Below are 19,517 nucleotides of genomic sequence, written 5' to 3'. Positions count from 1 at the left end.
TTCCTGATCCACCGTTCATCCTGAGCGGCTCTCGTTCTCCATCCTGGAGGTGTCCATTACGCGATCCTGCGTTATCCTTGCTTCATCCTGAAGCCTGTCCCTGCAACGCCGTCCTGGCGGGTCCTGCAGAAGCGCCATCATCCTGATGTTCGCTTCATTTCGCGACGTCCTGTCGACAGACATAGGATCACTGATTCTGCCCCTTCTTACAACCCTTCTTGAGACAATCTCTTAAGATTAGTCCCCACTCAAAAGGACGAAAAAATTAAGATCTGATTTAATACCAACAACTTATATAAAAAAGTATGGATTAAATTTACCTTAAATGATGACGATCTCTTACAGGTTTTGTAAGAGATCTCTCACAAACGATCTGGCAGACTGGATTACAGAACTGGCTCAAGGTGGTTGAGGAAACCCGCAAGTGAGGGAGAAAGCGTAATGCGTTTGGCGGTGCCGAGGGTCTCTTTGACTACCTCGCCGCTGAGATTACAGACGGATATCACATCCAGTTCACTCTCGAGGGTGGCGATAAACAGCGTCGGCGACAGCTTCAACCGCTTCTGCACCACCAGGTGCCCGATTAAATTTTCCTGCACCCGCTGGAAATCCTCTTCACTCCAGGTCTGCAGCAGCGTCAAGGTTTCGCCGGCAAACCGGCCGGACATATCGCCGGCAAACTGAGTGGTATAATAAGAATGAAGCGGCTGTTGTACCACAATGTCGAGGGCGCGTTCAACCGCGCTGATATTTTGCGCCAGCGAAAACGGCTGCGGCTGCCAGAAAACGGCCTCGCCCTGGGTGTCGACAACGCAAGGCGACGGGACGCCGTAAAGCTCTTCACTGCGCGGCAGGCTGTGGCGCTGCTGCTGCCAGAGGGCGCAATATCGTTGGGTAAAAGCGCGTAGCGCTTCTGCTGTCTGATGGTCCACCGGTTTCTCTCTTCACGTTAGACAGGATACACTGGAGCAATAGTGTACCCGCTTTACTATGGTGAAACATGTCTTCTTACGATAATCATCAGGCGCTGGCCGGCCTGACGCTCGGTAAATCAACCGATTACCGCGATACCTATGACGCCTCGCTGCTGCAGAGCGTGCCGCGCAGTTTAAACCGCGACCCGCTGGGCCTGCATGCCGATAATCTGCCGTTTCACGGCGCCGATATCTGGACGCTGTACGAACTCTCCTGGCTGAACGGCAAAGGTCTGCCGCAGGTGGCTGTCGGCCACGTCGAGCTGCCCGATACCAGCCTCAATCTGGTGGAGTCGAAAAGCTTTAAGCTCTATCTCAACAGCTTTAACCAGACCCGTTTCGCCAGCTGGCAGGACGTTGCAGAGACGCTGACTCGCGATCTCAGCGCCTGCGCGCAGGGGAAGGTGAAGGTATCGCTCTACCGCCTGGATGAACTGGAAGGCCAGCCGATTGCCCGCCTGCACGGCACCTGCATCGACGATCAGGATATCGAGATCGATAACTATCACTTCAGCGCCGATTACCTGCAGGGCGCCGCCAGCGGCAAAATCGTGGAGGAGACGCTGGTCAGCCACCTGCTGAAGTCCAATTGCCTTATCACTCATCAGCCGGACTGGGGCTCGGTGCAGATCCAGTATCGGGGTGCGAAAATCGACCGCGAGCAGCTCCTGCGCTATCTGGTTTCGTTCCGCCACCATAACGAATTCCATGAGCAGTGCGTCGAACGTATCTTTAACGATATTCTCCGTTTCTGCCAGCCGGAATCGCTTTCCGTTTACGCCCGCTATACGCGGCGCGGCGGTCTGGATATCAACCCCTGGCGCAGCAATGGCGACTTTTCCCCCGCCACCGGCCGCCTCGCCCGTCAATAATAAACAATTTCACAATTTGCGTGCGTTTAGGCGCGCGCAAGGTTGTGGAAACGCCGTTCGCAGGGCTATTGTAATCACAGGAAGACCATAAGCGTCCTGTAAGGAGTTCACTTGATTACACATGTTAGCCCGCTTGGTTCAATGGATATGCTGTCGCAGCTGGAAGTGGATATGCTTAAGCGCACCGCCAGCAGCGACCTGTACCAACTCTTTCGCAACTGCTCGCTTGCTGTGCTCAATTCGGGGAGCCTGACCGATAACAGCAAGGAGCTCCTGTCCCGTTTCGAAAATTTCGAGATTAACGTGCTGCGGCGCGAACGCGGCGTGAAGCTGGAACTGATCAACCCGCCGGAAGACGCCTTCGTTGACGGGCGGATTATCCGCTCCCTGCAGGCCAACCTGTTCGCCGTGCTGCGCGATATCCTGTTCGTTTACGGCCAGATCCACAATACCGTTCGCTTCCCGAACCTCGATCTCGAAAGTTCGGTTCATATCACTAACCTGGTGTTCTCGATCCTGCGCAACGCCCGCGCGCTGCACGTCGGCGAGGCGCCGAACATGATCGTCTGCTGGGGCGGCCACTCCATCAACGAAAACGAATATCTCTACGCCCGCCGCGTCGGTACGCAGCTGGGCCTGCGGGAACTGAATATCTGCACCGGCTGCGGGCCTGGCGCAATGGAGGCGCCGATGAAAGGCGCCGCCGTCGGCCATGCGCAGCAGCGCTACAAAGACAGCCGTTTTATCGGCATGACCGAACCATCCATTATCGCTGCGGAACCACCGAACCCGCTGGTCAATGAACTGATCATCATGCCGGATATCGAAAAGCGTCTGGAGGCCTTCGTACGTATCGCCCACGGGATCATTATTTTCCCGGGCGGCGTCGGCACTGCCGAAGAGCTGCTCTACCTGCTGGGTATTCTGATGCACCCCGACAACAAAGCGCAGGTGCTGCCGCTGATCCTCACCGGGCCGAAGGAGAGCGCCGACTACTTCCGCGTACTGGACGAGTTTATCACCCATACCCTGGGCGAATCGGCCCGTCGCCACTACCGGATCATCATTGACGACCCGGCGGAAGTGGCGCGGCAGATGAAAAAAGCGATGCCGCTGGTGAAAGAGAGCCGTCGCGAGACCGATGACGCCTATAGCTTTAACTGGTCGATTCGCATCTCGCCGGACCTGCAGATGCCGTTTGATCCGACCCACGAGAACATGGCCAACCTCAAACTCTCCCCGGATCAGCCGGTGGAAGTGCTGGCCGCCGACCTGCGTCGTGCCTTCTCCGGGATTGTCGCGGGGAACGTCAAAGAGGTGGGCATCCAGGTCATTGAGCAGTACGGTCCTTACAAACTGCACGGCGATCCGGAGATGATGCGCCGTATGGACGATCTGCTGCAGGGCTTCGTCGCCCAGCACCGCATGAAGCTTCCGGGCGGCACCGCCTATATTCCTTGCTACGAAATCATCGCCTGATTTCCCCCTCTCCCGCCGGGGCATCGCCTGACGCCTGCCCCCGGCGGGCTCTCTTCCTCTGACTTCCAGAACGCGCTAAAAACCTTTCTGTTACTAATCAATCACCTGAATTATTTCTACATAGCCAAACGTTTGCGTTGGTAAAAACTGCGACAATTATCACTGCAAAAAATGGTTTTAAGCGCAAAAACGTCGACTAGTTCTCTTTTTTACAGTAAATCCCTCGTTATTACGCCGCTCCGCTTTTATCTCATATGCTGCAAATGGTAGCCTTCGCGCCACAAATCGCTGGCTGATCACCAGAAACAGGCTGTTGGACTAAAAATACGCACATTGAAAGTGGATTATTGCATTTGAGATCGCGATCACTGATGCATAAACCATATAAATGTATCTTTCCGGCCCAATTATTACGGAGAAAATTTCTAAAAAAACCGTAATTAAACGAATTTCATGTTACGCAATTGTATTTATTCATTAGATTTTGTTGATTCCTCCAGGAGATACAGATGGAAACCACTCAAACCAGCACCATCGTTTCGGGCGAAACCCGCAGCGGATGGCGTAAAACCGACACCATGTGGATGCTGGGCCTGTACGGTACAGCGATTGGCGCGGGCGTCTTGTTCCTGCCGATCAACGCCGGCGTTGGCGGCATGATCCCCCTGATCATCATGGCGATTCTGGCCTTCCCGATGACTTTCTTCGCCCACCGCGGCATGACCCGCTTCGTGCTCTCCGGGAAAAACCCGGGCGAAGACATCACCGAAGTAGTGGAAGAACACTTCGGCGTAGGCGCAGGTAAGCTGATTACCCTGCTTTATTTCTTCGCTATCTACCCGATCCTGCTGGTTTATAGCGTGGCGATCACTAACACCGTCGAAACCTTCATGGCGCACCAGCTGCACATGACGCCGCCGCCGCGCGCCATTCTGTCGCTGATCCTGATTGTCGGCATGATGACCATTGTGCGTTTCGGCGAGCAGATGATTGTGAAAGCGATGAGCGTGCTGGTTTTCCCATTCGTTATCGCGCTGATGGTGCTCGCCCTGTATCTGATCCCGCAGTGGAACGGCGCGGCGCTGGAGACGCTCTCCCTGAGCGGCGCTTCCGTTACCGGCAACGGCCTGCTGATGACCCTGTGGCTGGCGATCCCGGTGATGGTCTTCTCCTTCAACCACTCGCCGATCATCTCTTCCTTCGCGGTAGCCAAACGTGAAGAGTACGGCGAAGGCGCTGAGAAGAAATGCTCCAGTATCCTCGCTCGCGCCCACATCATGATGGTGCTGACCGTGATGTTCTTCGTCTTCAGCTGCGTTCTGAGCCTCTCTCCGGCAGACCTGGCGGCGGCGAAAGAGCAGAACATCTCGATTCTGTCTTACCTGGCGAACCACTTTAACGCGCCAATCATTGCCTGGATGGCGCCGATCATCGCGATGATCGCCATCACCAAATCCTTCCTTGGCCACTATCTGGGCGCTCGCGAAGGCTTTAACGGCATGGTGATTAAATCCCTGCGCAGTAAAGGCAAATCGATTGAAATCAACAAACTGAACAAGCTGACCGCGCTGTTCATGCTGATCACCACCTGGATTGTGGCAACCCTGAACCCGAGCATCCTCGGTATGATCGAGACCCTTGGCGGCCCGATTATCGCGATGATCCTGTTCCTGATGCCGATGTACGCGATTCAGAAAGTCCCGGCGATGCGTAAATACAGCGGCCATATCAGCAACGTCTTCGTGGTGATTATGGGCCTGATTGCCATCTCCGCGATCTTCTACTCTCTGTTCAGCTAATTCATTCAACGCCTCCCCCCGCGCCGCTTTACGGCGGCGCGCTTTCCGACAGCACGGGAATACATATGATCAGCGTATTCGATATCTTTAAAATCGGCATTGGCCCTTCCAGCTCCCATACCGTTGGACCGATGAAAGCGGGCAAACAATTCACTGACGACCTGATCGCGCGCGGCCTGCTGGCCGAGGTGAGCAAAGTCGTCGTCGACGTCTACGGCTCCCTCTCCCTGACCGGTAAAGGCCACCATACCGATATCGCGATTATCATGGGACTCGCCGGCAACCTGCCGGACACCGTCGACATCGACGCCATTCCGGGCTTTATTCAGGACGTTAATACCCATGGCCGCCTGATGCTGGCCAACGGTCAGCACGAAGTGGACTTCCCGGTGGATCAGTGCATGAATTTCCATGCCGACAACCTGTCGCTGCATGAGAACGGCATGCGCATCACCGCCCTGGCCGGCGACAAGGTGCTCTACAGCCAGACGTATTACTCTATCGGCGGCGGCTTTATCGTTGATGAGGAGCACTTCGGCCAGACTACCGAGGCGCCGGTTGCCGTTCCTTACCCTTACAAAAACGCCGCCGACCTGCAGCGTCACTGCCGTGAAACCGGGCTGTCGCTCTCCGGCCTGATGATGCAGAACGAACTGGCGCTGCACAGCAAAGAAGCCCTTGAGCAACACTTCGCCGCGGTGTGGGAAGTAATGAGCGCCGGTATCGAGCGCGGCATCACCACCGAAGGCGTCCTGCCGGGCAAACTGCGCGTCCCGCGCCGCGCCGCCGCGCTGCGCCGTATGCTGGTGAGCCAGGACACCACCAACAGCGATCCGATGGCGGTGGTCGACTGGATCAATATGTTCGCCCTGGCGGTGAACGAAGAGAACGCCGCCGGCGGCCGGGTGGTGACCGCGCCAACCAACGGCGCCTGCGGTATCGTGCCGGCGGTGCTGGCCTACTATGACAAGTTTATCCGCAAGGTGAACAGCAACTCCCTGGCCCGCTATATGCTGGTCGCCAGCGCGATTGGTTCGCTGTATAAGATGAACGCCTCCATCTCCGGCGCCGAAGTCGGCTGCCAGGGTGAAGTGGGGGTCGCCTGCTCGATGGCGGCGGCCGGTCTGGCGGAACTGCTGGGCGGCAGCCCGGGTCAGGTGTGCATCGCGGCAGAGATCGCTATGGAGCATAACCTCGGCCTGACCTGCGACCCGGTCGCCGGCCAGGTGCAGGTGCCGTGCATCGAACGCAACGCTATCGCTGCCGTGAAAGCGGTCAACGCCGCGCGAATGGCGCTGCGCCGGACCAGCGAGCCGCGCGTGTGTCTCGATAAAGTGATCGAGACCATGTACGAAACCGGCAAAGACATGAACGCCAAGTACCGGGAAACCTCCCGCGGTGGTCTGGCGATGAAGATTGTTGCCTGCGATTAACCTGCTGGCCCGCCACGCGTCGGCGTGTCGGGCCATCGTCCTGCATAACTCTTTTTGTTATATCAATAAAATTTTAGTTATTTAATGGTTATAAGCGCTGTTTGTTACCTTACGCAAAACCGCTAAGGAGAACAGACAATGTCCAACCGATTCCGCCCCGCCTGGCTGCTGGTCCTCGCCGCCCTCTCTACCTCCGCGCTGGCCAAAGCGCCGGAAACCGTCAACATCGGCTATCAAAAGGCGAATATCTTCGCGCTGCTGAAGTACCGCGGCACGCTGGATGAGAGCCTGAAAAAACAGGGCATTGCCGTACGCTGGGTCGAATTCCCCGCCGGGCCGCAAATGCTGGAGGGGCTGAACGTCGGTAGTATCGATCTGGCCGCGACCGGCGATGCGCCTCCGGCCTTTGCCCAGGCGGCGCAAGCCGATCTGGTCTACCTTGCCCACTCCCCCGCTAACCCGAAAACGGAAGCGATTGTGGTGCCTGAACAGTCGGCAATCCACAGCGTGGCCGACCTGAAGGGCAAGCGCGTGGGGTTGAACAAGGGGTCTGACGTCAACTACCTGCTGGTTGCCGCACTGGAAAAAGCGGGCCTCAGCTATAAAGACATCACCCCGGTCTATCTGCCGCCGGCGGACGCCCGCGCCGCTTTCCAGCGCGGGGCGATTGATGCGTGGGTGATCTGGGATCCGTTCCTCGCAGAAGTGGAAACCAACGCGAAAGCCCGACAGATCCGCAATGCCGAGGGGCTGGTGCCGCACTACACCTTCTATCTCGCCAGCCGCAAGTTTGCAGATACCTACCCGGAGACAGCAAAGCAGGTGGTGGATGAGCTGGGTAAACTCAGCGCGTGGGCGAACAGCCATCAGGACGAGGCCGCCGGGCTGCTGTCGACCTCAACCGGACTGGATAAAGCCATCTGGCTGAAGACCCTGGCCCGCCTGCCCTACGGTGCCGAACGCATGACCCCGGCGGTGTATAACGAACAGCAGGCGCTGGCGGATACCTTTACGCGCATCGGCCTGCTGCCGGTGAAAGTCGACGTGCGCAGCGCCACCTGGTCGCTGGATAAACCTTGATTTTCCTGACGACGGGAAGCTCTGCGCCTCCCGTCGCCGACAGGCTTACCCCGCCGTTTTCTCACCATTGCCTATCTGCCAGATAAAGGTGGGCGCTTCACCGTTCACCAGCCAGTTACCGATATTACGTGCCTTATAAATCACCGGATTATGCGAGGCAACCGTCCGCGCATTGCGCCAGTGGCGATCCAGCGCAAGGCGAGTTCGCGTATCCGATGCCCCGAGGGCATTAAACAGCTCCGTCGCCGCCCGCGGGATCCAGTCGCTGGCGATCACCTGCGCCTGCGCCGCTTCCACTTCCGCCTGCTGGTTACGCCGGGCAATCAACGCGTCGTCGTCGCTGATGTGCGCCACATAGGCCTGCTGCAGCGATTCCGCGGCCTGCAGGACCGCGGCCCGGGTCGCCCATGCCCAGCTGCTGATCTGCCCAACCACCTGCAGTACCTGGGCGTCATCGCGCGGCACGGCGGCGTTGCCGTGGCTGTACATCCGGGAACGCTGTTTAACGCCCTGCGCCGCATCCCGCTCAACCGCCAGGCCAATGCCCGCGAGGGTCGCCAGCAGCACATGCTGGTAGAAGGCGGTCTGATAGCGAAAGCGCCGGGCAAAATCATAGACATGGTCGGGTTCCACCCGGGCGCCGGTAAAGCGGGTAGTCCCGCTGCCGGTCAACCGCTGGCCAAAGCCATCCCAGTCATCTTCCCGCACCACGCCGGTCTGCTGGGTGCTGACCAGGGCTATCACATCGCTGGCGGTATCACTGCGCCGGGCAAACACATCGATCCAGTCGGCGTACAGCGCGCCGGTGCTGTAAAACTTCTCGCCGTCGAGTCGCCAGCCGCCCTCTGTCGGCGTCACTCTGGTGTTCACCTCTCCCAGCTTAACCGCGCCGATCTCCGTCCAGCCGCTGCCCACCAGCTCACCGTCGAGGAAGCGACGAAACCAGCGGTCGCGCCCGGCGGAATCCGGCTGATTCAGCTGATCTTCCACAAAGGCAAAGTGCGCGCGCAGGGCCTGCGGCAGGTTAGAGTCCGCTTGCGCCAGCTCGATCAGCAGCGCGCTGAGCTGCGGCAGCGAAGCGCCCCAGCCGCCCTTCTCGCGCGGGATACGCAGCGTGCCGAAGCCCGCTTCTTTCAGCCAGCGGATCGGCTCCTCGGGCAGAATACGCTGCTGTTCGCGCTCCGCAGCGCCCTGGGCGATACGGGTGAATATCGGGCGGAAGGCAGCCGCCAGCGCATCATAATCGGTGCCAGTGGAGAGCAAGGTCATTGTCAGTTCCTTATTCATGGATTGCGTCGATATCTTCTCGCGTCGGTTCATGACGGACCGCCAGCAGGAAGAAAATGGGAATAATGGCGGCAAGCGAGACCACCCAGAACATCTGCGTGCCGAGGGAGGCCTGCAGCAGCGGCAGAATAAACAACGCCAGCGCGCTGCCGATCCCGGAGAGTGCCCGGCTGAAACCGACCCCGGTGGCGCGAATGGCAGTAGGATAGGAGAGCGCCGGGTAGATCATCAGCTGCGCCCCCGGGCCAAACCCTTCGGCGAACAGCCACAGACCCAGCATCGCGATAGCCAGCACGATGCCTGCCGTTGCGTGCGGTTGCCCCACCAGCGCCAGCACAATCAGCGCCACAAACTGCAGGGCGAAGCCGGCTATCGCCACATGACGCGAAGGATATTTCCACGCCAGATGCATACCGAGCAGCCCGCCGGTAAAAGCAAACAGGGCGTTCAGCCCCAGCGATGCCGAAATAGTTTCGAAGACGCCAGCCCCGAGGAACTGGGCAAGAATTGACGGCAGGAAAAAGGCAATCGCCGTGTACTCGAAGGAGATACAGATATTCATCACCCCGGCGACGATAGTCCGCTCGCGGTAGGGCTTTTCGAACAGCACGCGGAAGCTCACTTTCGGCGCTGGCGCCGGCTTCGCCGCCGGAACCTCATGGGCATGGATCCCCCAGGAGTCGCGTAAAATACGCACTGCGGAGGTCAAATCGCCCTGGTTCGCCGCCCACAGCGGGGATTCATTCATAAACCGACTGCGGACGGCAATAATCAGCAGTGCCGGCACGGCGCCGAACAGCAGGGAGGCGCGCCACAGCCAGTCAAGATGCTCCTGCGGCAGCAGGAAATAGAGGCCGAAGATAATGAGAAAGCAGACGGTTGAGGCGGCGTACCACATCGGGCACCACGCCGCGAGGCGAGCCGCTTTGTTGCCTTTGCCGGCAAAGCGGGAAAACTCGGCCAGATAGGACATCGCTACCGGCAGGTCGATGCCAACGCCGATGCCCATCAGGAAACGGGCGCCAATCAACACCCAGACGTTCGGCGCCAGCCCGGCGGCGATAGCCGAAATCACGAAAAAGAACATATCGGCCATAAAAACCGAATAGCGACCATATTTATCGGTCAGCCAGCCGCCGATAATATTGCCGACGATAGTCCCGACCATAATGGACGAAGTCACCAGGCCGGTCAGCAGCGGTGAGAGCTGAAATTCACGTACAACGTCATCAATACCGTAGGAGAGCGTGGTTAAGTCATATGCGTCGAGAAAAACGCCCCCCAGCGCGAGGAAGACAATCATCCGCGCATATTTCGCTTGTTCCTTGCCGGAATTAATTAGCCGCGCCACATCCCCGACGCTACTGACCGGTACCGAAGCGATACCGGGATTATCCACTGGTAATGTACTCATTTTTTCACCTTATTATTTTGTGCAGGTCATCAGCGGTTATAGACCGCGCGCGACGAGAATCAAAACAACAAATCATTCTATAAAAATCAATATAATCAATAAGTTAATAAATATCACCAGCACAAAAAGGACGCGCTTTCACGCATCCTCAAGGGAAATAAATAACAACGAAAATAGACGTCGTGCAGGACGCTTATTCCGCGGACACTGGAACTAATACGTCTTTTACCAGCGGGTCATCGGTGGTTTTTAACCACGTCTGGATCCGCGGGTCAGAAAAAGCCTGTTTTAATTTGACGATATTTTCCTGCGATAAATACGGTGTACCAATCACTAATTGCGAAGCAAAGGTGCGCGGCGCCGGCGGGAATAATATGCCTTTCTCACGCGGCACTTTCCCGGCGTCAAATTGCGAGACATAGCCGATGGCGGCATCCACCGAATTTAACGCCCGCGGCATGGTCAGCAGATCCAGCTCTTTAAAGACAAACTGATGCGGGTTACCGACAATATTTTTCAGCTTCGCCGTGCGCGGCTCCACCGCCGGGTCGAGCGAGATCAACCCAATGCGCTGGAGCAGCCACAGGGCCTGCCCCTGATTGGCGCCATCGTCAGGCACGACAATGGTCGCGCCGTTGGGCAACGCCTGTACCGACGAGTAGCGGTCGGAATAGATGCCAAACGCCCACTGGAACACCGGCACCGTGGTCGACAGCGCAAAGCCGTTAGCGTCCACCACCTGTTTAAGCCACCACTGATGCTGATAGATCGTCCCGGCATACTGACCTTCCGCTACCGCGCGGTCAGCCTGGACCGGATCCTGCACCCCCACCGCCTCCAGTTTCAGACCGTAATCGGGCGCAATATGCTGATTAATATACTCAATGATCCGCTGCTCGCCGGCCATCGCCGGCTCGTAGTGAATTTTTAACGTGCTGCCGAAGACCACCTGCTGGCTTTGGGTATGTCCCCGCCACCACCAGAAGGCGATGGCGAGCAGGATAATCACCGCCAGCGCCGCCAGCCAGGGCCATCGCCGCGCTTTACGTAACTCAAATTGCTCTGTTGTCATACAAGGTTCCCCTGCGTGTGGCGTAAACGGTTGACCAGACGGTCACCCAAAAATTGAATCAACTGGATCGTGGCGATCAGGGCAACGATCGTCGCGATCATGATGTGGTTGTCGAAGCGCTGATAGCCGTACACCACGGCCAGGTAGCCGATGCCGCCGGCGCCGATGGTCCCGGCGATAGCCGAATACTCGATCATCGAGACCAGGTTTAGCGTCACCGCCGCCACCAGCGCGGGCATGGCTTCACTGAGCTGCGCGCTGGCAATGATTTGCCAGCGCGACCCGCCGCAGACGACCCCCACCGCGGTGACCTCCGCCGGCAACTCGCGCAGCGCGTTCTCCACCAGACGGCCAAAGAACGGGACGCCGGCGGCGATCATCGGCACTACCGCGGCGGGGATGCCAATCGTGGTGCCGGTCAGCCAGTAAGTGAACGGGATAATGGCGGCCATCAGCACCAGAAACGGCAGCGAACGTCCCATATTGACCACCCAGTTCAGCAGCCGGTACAGCAGTGCGTGCGGAAATAAGCCCCGCGGCGAGGCATTAAACAACACCACCCCCACCAGCCCTCCCAGCGTGACGACAAACAGCATCACAATGGCCACCATCAGCCAGGTTTCGCCATAGGCGGGGAGCAGCAGCGAAGGGATTTCGCCCCAGGGGGTATCCTGACTGATGACTGTCGGTTTCATACCGCCTCCCTGAGCAACGGCGCACTGTCGAGGATCTCCGCCGTTATGCCGAGCTGCGCCAGCAGGCCCTGCAGTCGCGCGGGCGACAGGCGTTCGCCCTGAAAGCGCACTCCGGCCTGCAGGCGACCGGCCAGCCGACCATTAATCACCTCGACGTGACCGCCAAGGAGATCGATCTGCAGCGCCCACTGCTGGCTCAGGCGGCTGATCCAGTCGGTGGCCACCGGCACATCCCAGCGGTAGCTCAGACGCAGCAGCAGATCGCTGTGGGTAGCTGCCGCCGGCGTCAGCGGCAACAGCTGCTGGCCGAGCAGAGAATCGGGACGCGCCAGCAGATCTTCGATCCGCCCGTACTGGACGATCGTCCCGTCGCGGATCTCCGCCACCGCATCCGCCGCCGTGCGCACCGCGTCCATTTCATGGGTAATCAGGACGATCGCCAGCTGGTACTCATCACGCAGCCGCTTGAGCAGAGCCAGCACCGAGGCCGTGGCCTGAGGATCGAGGCCGGAGGTGGCTTCATCCGCCAGCAGAACGGACGGGCGCAGCGCCAGCGCGCGGGCAATGCCGATCCGCTGGCGCTGGCCGCCTGACAGCTGGGCCGGCCAGGCATCCGCTTTGTGGCTCAGGCCGACGCTCTCCAGCAGCTCGCCAACCCGCGCCTTGATATCGCGCTCCACCACACCAAGCCACGCCAGCGGCAGGGCGACATTCTCCCAGGCGGTCCTGCGGCTCAACAGCGCCGAAGACTGGAAAACGGTGCCAATCGCCCGCCGTTCCCGGCGCAGCGCCTCGCCGGACAGCGCCGACAGATCCTGGCCATTGATACGAATGCTGCCGCTGTCCGGTTGCTCCAGCAGGCTGATGCAGCGCGCCAGGGTTGATTTACCGGCGCCGCTCGGCCCCACCACCGCGGTGATGGAGCGCTCAGGCACCTGCAGCGACAGCCCTTTCAGCACCGCGCTGAGCCGGCCATCCGCCGTGCGGTAACTTTTATGCAGGTCATCAATAGCGATCATGTCACCTTCTCCTCTACCGATGCCGCCGTGCGCGCATCGCGGCGGTAGCTGGCGCCCGGGTGAGGCGCGGCCAGACGCGGGCCGCCGCCGAACAGTTTTTCGCGCAGGGTCCCCTCGCGGTACTCTTGCTTAAAGACGCCGCGCTTTTGCAGCTCAGGCACCAGCAGCTCGACGACGTCGCGGAAGGTTTCGTGAGTGACGGCATAGGCGAGGTTAAAGCCATCGACGTCCGTCTCTTCGACCCAGGACTGCAGTTCGTCCGCCACGGTTTGCGCGCTGCCAACCACCAGCGGACCGAAGCCGCCGATCCCCGCCCAATCGGCCAGGGCCTGCACCGTCCACTGGCGGTTCGGATCAGCGGTCGAAAAGGCCTCCACCGCCGACTGAATGGCGTTGGTGTGCAGATACTTCAGCACCTGATCCGGCTGATACTGGCCGAAATCGATCCCCGTCCAGCCGGAGAGCAGCGCCAGCGCGCCTTCATAGCTGACGTACTGCTTATATTCCTGCCACTTCGCCTGTGCCTCGCGGTCGGTGTCGCCGACAATCACCGTCTGCAGGTTGAAGATCAGGATGCTGTGCGGATCGCGCCCCGCCTCAGCTGCCCGGCGGCGAATATCCGCCACCGTCTTCTTCAGCAGCACCTTCGACGGCGCTGCGACGAAGACGCATTCGGCATGGCCGGCGGCGAACTGTTTGCCGCGGCTGGACGCCCCCGCCTGATACAGCACCGGCGTGCGCTGCGGGGATGGCTCGCAGAGGTGGATCCCCGGCACGGAAAAGAACTGTCCCTGATGGTTAATGGGATGGATTTTCCGCGGATCGCTGAAGATCTTCCGCTCTCTGTCGCGCAGCACCGCCCCATCCTCCCAGCTTCCCTCCAGCAACTTATAGATCACCTGCAAATACTCATCGGCATAGTCATAGCGGGTGTCATGGTCGGTCTGGGTCTGCTGGCCGATATTGCGCGCCCCGCTCTCCAGATAGGAGGTGACGATATTCCAGCCCACCCGCCCTTTGGTCAGATGATCGAGCGTCGACAGACGACGAGCGAAGGGGTAAGGATGCTCAAACGACAGCGAGGCGGTCAGGCCGAAGCCCAGATGCTCCGTCACCAGTGCCATTGGGGTGATCAGAGCCAGCGGATCGTTGACCGGAACCTGCGTCGCCTGGCGGATCGCCGCATCGCCGCTGCCGTTCAGCACGTCATAGATCCCCAGCACGTCGGCGATAAACAGCCCGTCGAACTTGCCGCGCTCCAGCAGCCGCGCCAGATCCACCCAGTACTCCAGATCTTTATACTGCCAGGAGCGATCCCGGGGATGCGCCCACAGGCCCGGCGACTGATGGCCGATGCAGTTCATATCGAAAGCGTTAAGACGAATTTCACGTTGTGATGACATAGCAATCTCCATAGCGCGGCCCGTCGCCGGGGCGCACGCGGCAAAATGAATCAGGGAAAAGAAAGAGAGGTATTCAGTACGCAGGACATCGGGAGTCCTGCGGGATCCCGAGCGTGAGTAACGCTTGCGCCGCCACGTCAGCGGCATGGTCGGCTACCTGCGGCAGGCCCATCAGTTCGCCAAAACGCCCGCGGGCGGCCGGACCGGCCACCAGCACCGGCAGCGCCTCAACGTGCGGCTCAGCCACTGCCCGGGAACGGCTGTCCACCTCCAGGCCCATGCCGAGGGCATCGGCGCGAATCAGGCCGCGGCGGGCGAGGTCCTGTAAAAATGGCTGGCTGTCGGTCAGGGCGCGGTGTGCGGGTCCGGTGGTCAGGATCAGGTGATCGACGCTCAGCGTCTGCACGCCGCCGCCGCGCCGCGCCAGCGTCAGACACAGCGTTTCGCCTTCACCGCTTATCGACAGTAGCCTGGCCGCCTGCACCTGCAGACTGCCCGTGCGCTGGCGCGCCTCCAGCACCTCGGCGACCTGCGGCGCCACGCGGTAGCGGTGGACATCCCAGTAATGGCGCAGATGGCGCAGAAAACGCTGGCGATCGGCGACGCTGAGCGCCTGCCAGATCCGTTGCCCCTGCTGACGAACCGCATCCAGCACCACCTGCCAGCTCAGGCCCTGCTGCGCCGCATACGCGACGTCGAGGCGGATCTGGCGCAGGCGCTGGCGCAGGCTGCCCTGCTGATAGTCGCCAGGCCAGGTTGCCCCTGCGCCGCTAAGGTTGCCGCGCGACAGCAGGCCATGGCGCGAAAAGGCGACGATACTGCCGCGGTGGCCCAGCCGGTCCAGCGTCGCGACCGTATCGGCCATGGTTAATCCGGTGCCCATCACCGCCACCCGGGCGTGTGGGGCGATGGCATCGAGCGCGCCTGGCTGCCACGGGTTGGCAATCAGCGCCGGATGATGACGCCAGGCTTCGGCCTGTGCCGGCAGCGAAGGCGGTGGATGACTGATCGCCAGCACCAGCAGATCGGCCTTAAGCTGCAGGCCGCCGTCGGTGGTCACCGTCCCCTGATGAAAAGCGAGCGCCCGATCGCGCAGGTGGCGAAGCCGTCCGCCGCTGGACGCCGCGGCGTCGGCAAAACGCTGCGCCACATAGCGACCAAACTGGCCGCGCTGAGGGTAGACGGAACCGTCCGGGCGCAGCGCCTGCACATCGACGGTAAAGACAGGCTGATGGCGGTACCAATGATCGAAGGCGCCCTCTTCGTCGCCGGCCAGCTGCATGCGAGCGGCCGGAACGTTAATCCGGTGCGTCGGCTCCGCAGTGGAGTAGGCCACCCCGGCCCCGGGGGACTGGCGCGGCTCCAGCAGCGTCACGCGCACCCCATTCGGCGCCAGGCGCAGCAGCTCAATCGCCACCGCCGCGCCGCTAAAGCCGCCGCCGATAATCACGATATGCGGTTCTGCACTCATCGCTGCCCTCCTCCGGTATGCTGTCTCATGGTCGCGCTCCGGGCCATCAGCTGGCGCTGACCTGGCGCACCGGGCGCTTATCGCCGCCGATGGTTTCGCCAAACGGACCGGTGTTCACGCTACGCGCCTTCGACGAGGCCCCGTTTTCCAGCGGCAACAGAGGCATCACCAGCTCAGCAAAGCGGTGCGCTTCTTCCAGATGTGGGTAGCCGGAGAAGATAAAGTTGCTGATGCCGAGCGCCTGATATTCGCGGATGCGTTCCGCTACCTGCTGCGGATTACCTACCAGCGCGGTACCCGCGCCGCCGCGCACCAGTCCGACGCCGGCCCACAGATTGGGCGCAATGCGCAGATTATCGCGCGATCCCTGATGCAGGGCGCTCATCCGCGCCTGGCCGGCCGAGTCCATGCGGGCGAAGATCTTTTGCGCCTGGGCAATGGTATCGTCGTCAAGATGGGCGATCAGCCGGTCGGCGGCGGCCCATGCCTCTTCTTCCGTTTCGCGCACAATGACGTGCAGACGAATGCCGTACTGCAGGGTGCGTCCGCGGGCCGCGGCGCGCTCGCGCACCACCGCCAGCTTCTCCGCCACCAGTTCCGGGGGTTCGCCCCACGTCAGATAGCTGTCGATCTGCTCGGCCGCCACATCAATGGCCGCATCAGAAGAGCCGCCGAAATAGAGCGGCGGGCCATTCTCCTGCACCGGCGGGAACAACACCTCAGCGCCTTCCACGTGAATATGCTCGCCGTGATAATCCACTTTTTCCCCGCGCAGCAGGCGGGTGTAAACATCAAGAAATTCGCGGGTCACCTGATAGCGCTCGCTGTGGCTGAGGAAGATACCGTCGCCTTTGTTTTCCACCGGGTCGCCGCCGGTAACGACGTTGATCAGCAGCCGACCTTCCGATAAACGGTCGAGGGTGGCCGCCATCCGCGCCGCCAGGGTTGGCGGCTGCAGGCCCGGCCTGACCGCCACCAGATAGCGCAGACGGCGGGTCAACGGCGCCAGCGCCGAGGCCACCAGCCACGAATCTTCACAGCTTTTACCGGTGGGGATCAGCACGCCGTAGTAGCCCAGGCTGTCGGCTGCCAGCGCCACCTGCTGCAGATAAGGTAAATCGACCGGGCGTCCACCCTCGGTGGTACCCAGATAACGGCCATCGCCATGGGTAGGTAAGAACCAGAAGACATTGATCTTGTCGGGAGCTTGCTGCGTCATTATCTATTTCCTATATAACCATATCCGATATTTATCGAAGAGATGTTTTAATTTGGTTATATGAGTGTTAGCGATAATCATGCCAATGGTGAATAAAAAATTAATCTTTTAAAATCAATGCACTGAAAACGGCTTCGCCGCGCCGCGCTGTTGCAAATCGCGCAGCCGCCGCGCATCCGCTGGCGCATTTGCAACAGCCGCGGGCCTTCCCCCTCTGGTTTCTGCGGCCGCCGCAGGATAAGTTCAGAGCATCAACGATCGGAGGCCCTCTATGCTGAACCCAGAATCCCCTTCCACCGCTCCCGCGCTGATCGACCCGGCGTCGAAGGCCTTCCAGAGCCTGCTGGACAAACTCGCGCCAACGGAGGCGACCGTGCTGATCGTGGGCGAAACCGGCACCGGCAAGGAGGTGGTGGCCCGCTATCTCCATCATCACAGCGCCCGTCGCCAGCAGCCGTTTCTGGCCGTTAACTGCGGCGCGCTGACCGAGAGCCTCGCCGAAGCCGAACTGTTCGGCCATGAGAAAGGCGCCTTCACCGGCGCGCAGCAGGGACAGCCCGGCTGGTTTGAAGCCGCGGAAGGGGGGACGCTGCTGCTGGACGAGATCGGCGAATTAAGCCTGCCGCTGCAGGTCAAGCTGCTGCGAGTGCTGCAGGAGCGTGAAATTACCCGCGTCGGCTCACGCAAAGCGATTAAAGTGAATGTCCGGGTGATTGCCGCCACCCACGTTGACCTGGCCCAGGCGATCCGCGAGCGCCGCTTTCGCGAGGATCTCTACTATCGACTGAATATCGCGGTGGTGCCGCTGCCGCCGCTGCGCCAGCGTCGGCAGGATATCCCGCTGCTGGCGCACCACTTTTTATCACTCTACGCCCGGCGCCTCGGGCGGCCAACCCTGCGTCTGGCGCCGGAATCACTGGCCCGGCTGATGGACTATTCGTGGCCGGGCAATATTCGCGAGCTGGAAAACACCCTGCACAACGCGGTGCTGCTCAGTAAAGAAGAGGAGATCAGTCCTGCCCAGCTGCGCCTGGCGACGCTCAACGACGCCCCGGGGCCGGCGAGCGATCATGAACTGGACGACTTTATTCGCCACCAGCTGGCGCTTCCCGGCGAGCCGCTGTGGCAGCGAGTGACCAGCGCCCTGATTCGCCACGCCATGGCACATTGCGACGATAACCAGAGCCAGGCGGCCGCGCTGTTGGGGATCAGCCGGCATACCTTGCGCACCCAGCTCGCTAACCTCGGGCTGATCAAAAGCCGCCGCCGCCCGCCTGCGCCGCCGCGGGCGTTCGCCAACGCAGCCGGGGCCGATCGCGAACTGCGCATTGGCTACCAGCGCTTCGGCAGCCTCGGGATCCTGAAAGCCCGTCAGAGCCTGGAAACCGCCTTCGCCAGCCTCGGCGTCAACGTGCTGTGGAGTGAGTTTCCTGCCGGACCGCAGCTCCTCCACGCCCTCGCCTGCAACGAGATCGACTTCGGCACCACCGGAGAAGCGCCGCCGGTGTTTGCCCAGGCCAGCAATAGCGAACTGATGTACGTGGCGTGGGAGCCGCCGGCGCCGCGCAGCGTGGCGATGGTCGTCCCGCAGGAGAGCGACATTCGCCAGCTCAGCGATCTGCGCGGTAAACGCATCGCCCTCAATAAAGGGTCGAATGTCCACTGGCTGCTGCTGCAGATCCTCGAGGACGCCGGCCTGGGTCTGAACGATGTGCGGGTGGTCTATACCCCGCCGAAATATCCGCTGACCGCCAGCGACTATCTGGCGGTTGACGCCTGGATGATGTGGGATCCGCTGCTCAGCGACGCCGAACACACCGGCGAGCTGCGGGTGGTCGCCAGCGGCGAAGGCCGGGTCAACAACCATCAGTTTTATCTTTCGCGACGGGACTACCTCGCTCAGCATGGCGATATCATGCGCCGCCTGCTGACGGAGCTGACCCACACCGGGCAGTTTATCGACTCGCATCGCGGCGAAGCGGCCCGCTTACTCTCGGCAGAGCTGGGGATCGACGCCCGGTCGCTGAGCATGGCCCTCGCCCGCCGCAGCCATCGCCCGCGGCCGATGGATCTGTCGGTGATCCGCGCCCAGCAGACCATCGCCGATCGCTTTTACGCCCTCGGGCTTATCGCCAAACCGGTCCCGGTGCGCGAAGCGGTGTGGTACGGTGAACCCGCGCCGGACGTCATCAGACCGCTGATGGCGGTCAGTTAGCGAAATTTGCGCGTTATCTTCCTGATTGTTCAGGCGCAGATAGCCTCGATCTGATGGCGATGTTACCCTAAAGACGCTGAGAATA

16 protein-coding genes are annotated in these 19,517 nt (G+C 60.6%); 6 read left to right on the top strand and 10 right to left on the bottom strand.

Features of this window, described 5'->3' with window-relative positions; all coding sequences use genetic code 11:
- Window positions 1-386: 386 nt before the first annotated feature.
- The gene (gene syd, locus KB890_RS19480; protein ID WP_004181114.1) at window positions 387-932 is read right to left on the bottom strand and encodes a SecY-interacting protein; all 546 of its coding nucleotides are present in this window, start codon (window positions 930-932) and stop codon (window positions 387-389) included.
- Window positions 933-1,000: 68 nt separating this feature from the next.
- Here syd and queF point away from each other — a divergent pair, with 68 nt between their 5' ends.
- The 5 genes from queF (at window position 1,001) to KB890_RS19455 (ending at window position 7,637) form a co-directional block, all read left to right on the top strand.
- On the top strand, window positions 1,001-1,846 hold the full coding sequence (queF, locus tag KB890_RS19475; protein ID WP_004181116.1) for an NADPH-dependent 7-cyano-7-deazaguanine reductase QueF: 846 nt from the start codon (window positions 1,001-1,003) through the stop codon (window positions 1,844-1,846).
- Between the two features lie 111 nt (window positions 1,847-1,957).
- Window positions 1,958-3,325 (top strand): nucleotide 5'-monophosphate nucleosidase PpnN, encoded by a 1,368-nt coding sequence (gene ppnN / locus KB890_RS19470; RefSeq protein ID WP_004181118.1) that lies wholly within the window; start codon window positions 1,958-1,960, stop codon window positions 3,323-3,325.
- Window positions 3,326-3,834: 509 nt separating this feature from the next.
- Window positions 3,835-5,124: an HAAAP family serine/threonine permease gene (locus tag KB890_RS19465; protein ID WP_004151070.1), complete on the top strand. Its 1,290-nt coding sequence runs from the start codon at window positions 3,835-3,837 to the stop codon at window positions 5,122-5,124.
- 65 nt (window positions 5,125-5,189) lie between these two features.
- Entirely contained in the window at window positions 5,190-6,557 is a 1,368-nt protein-coding gene (locus KB890_RS19460) for an L-serine ammonia-lyase (protein ID WP_002915259.1), read from the top strand.
- A 138-nt stretch (window positions 6,558-6,695) separates the two neighbouring features.
- A complete protein-coding gene (locus KB890_RS19455) occupies window positions 6,696-7,637 on the top strand; it encodes an aliphatic sulfonate ABC transporter substrate-binding protein (RefSeq protein ID WP_002915261.1) in 942 nt (313 codons plus the stop codon).
- Between the two features lie 45 nt (window positions 7,638-7,682).
- Here the strand turns inward: KB890_RS19455 and KB890_RS19450 are convergent, their stop codons facing one another.
- The 9 genes from KB890_RS19450 to KB890_RS19410 form a co-directional block, all read right to left on the bottom strand.
- Window positions 7,683-8,906: an acyl-CoA dehydrogenase family protein gene (locus KB890_RS19450; protein ID WP_004181123.1), complete on the bottom strand. Its 1,224-nt coding sequence runs from the start codon at window positions 8,904-8,906 to the stop codon at window positions 7,683-7,685.
- A gap of 10 nt (window positions 8,907-8,916) precedes the next feature.
- On the bottom strand, window positions 8,917-10,338 hold the full coding sequence (locus KB890_RS19445) for an MFS transporter (RefSeq protein WP_004181124.1): 1,422 nt from the start codon (window positions 10,336-10,338) through the stop codon (window positions 8,917-8,919).
- Between the two features lie 193 nt (window positions 10,339-10,531).
- On the bottom strand, window positions 10,532-11,410 hold the full coding sequence (locus KB890_RS19440; protein WP_002915265.1) for a MetQ/NlpA family ABC transporter substrate-binding protein: 879 nt from the start codon (window positions 11,408-11,410) through the stop codon (window positions 10,532-10,534).
- Window positions 11,407-12,105, bottom strand: coding sequence for a methionine ABC transporter permease (locus tag KB890_RS19435; RefSeq protein WP_002915267.1), 699 nt, complete (start codon window positions 12,103-12,105; stop codon window positions 11,407-11,409). The genes KB890_RS19440 and KB890_RS19435 overlap by 4 nt, the downstream gene beginning before the upstream one ends.
- On the bottom strand, window positions 12,102-13,124 hold the full coding sequence (locus tag KB890_RS19430; protein WP_004174621.1) for a methionine ABC transporter ATP-binding protein: 1,023 nt from the start codon (window positions 13,122-13,124) through the stop codon (window positions 12,102-12,104). Before KB890_RS19430 ends, KB890_RS19435 begins: the two co-directional genes overlap by 4 nt.
- Window positions 13,121-14,527 carry an LLM class flavin-dependent oxidoreductase gene (locus KB890_RS19425; RefSeq protein WP_004181125.1) on the bottom strand — a complete coding sequence of 469 codons (1,407 nt, stop codon included), beginning with the start codon at window positions 14,525-14,527 and terminating at the stop codon, window positions 13,121-13,123. The genes KB890_RS19430 and KB890_RS19425 overlap by 4 nt, the downstream gene beginning before the upstream one ends.
- A 73-nt stretch (window positions 14,528-14,600) precedes the next feature.
- Entirely contained in the window at window positions 14,601-15,998 is a 1,398-nt protein-coding gene (locus KB890_RS19420; protein ID WP_004181126.1) for an FAD/NAD(P)-binding protein, read from the bottom strand.
- A gap of 46 nt (window positions 15,999-16,044) precedes the next feature.
- Window positions 16,045-17,217 carry an FMNH2-dependent alkanesulfonate monooxygenase gene (gene ssuD / locus KB890_RS19415; RefSeq protein WP_002915347.1) on the bottom strand — a complete coding sequence of 391 codons (1,173 nt, stop codon included), beginning with the start codon at window positions 17,215-17,217 and terminating at the stop codon, window positions 16,045-16,047.
- Between the two features lie 77 nt (window positions 17,218-17,294).
- Complete coding sequence (locus KB890_RS19410; protein WP_004219275.1) at window positions 17,295-17,411, bottom strand: hypothetical protein; 117 nt, start codon at window positions 17,409-17,411, stop codon at window positions 17,295-17,297.
- A gap of 77 nt (window positions 17,412-17,488) precedes the next feature.
- Here KB890_RS19410 and KB890_RS19405 point away from each other — a divergent pair, with 77 nt between their 5' ends.
- Entirely contained in the window at window positions 17,489-19,432 is a 1,944-nt protein-coding gene (locus tag KB890_RS19405) for a sigma-54-dependent Fis family transcriptional regulator (protein ID WP_004142865.1), read from the top strand.
- The last annotated feature ends 85 nt before the right edge of the window (window positions 19,433-19,517 follow it).

The organism is Klebsiella sp. P1954, from assembly GCF_018199955.1.
Lineage (GTDB): Bacteria > Pseudomonadota > Gammaproteobacteria > Enterobacterales > Enterobacteriaceae > Klebsiella > Klebsiella pneumoniae.
This window is presented reverse-complemented; position numbering and strand designations above follow the sequence as displayed.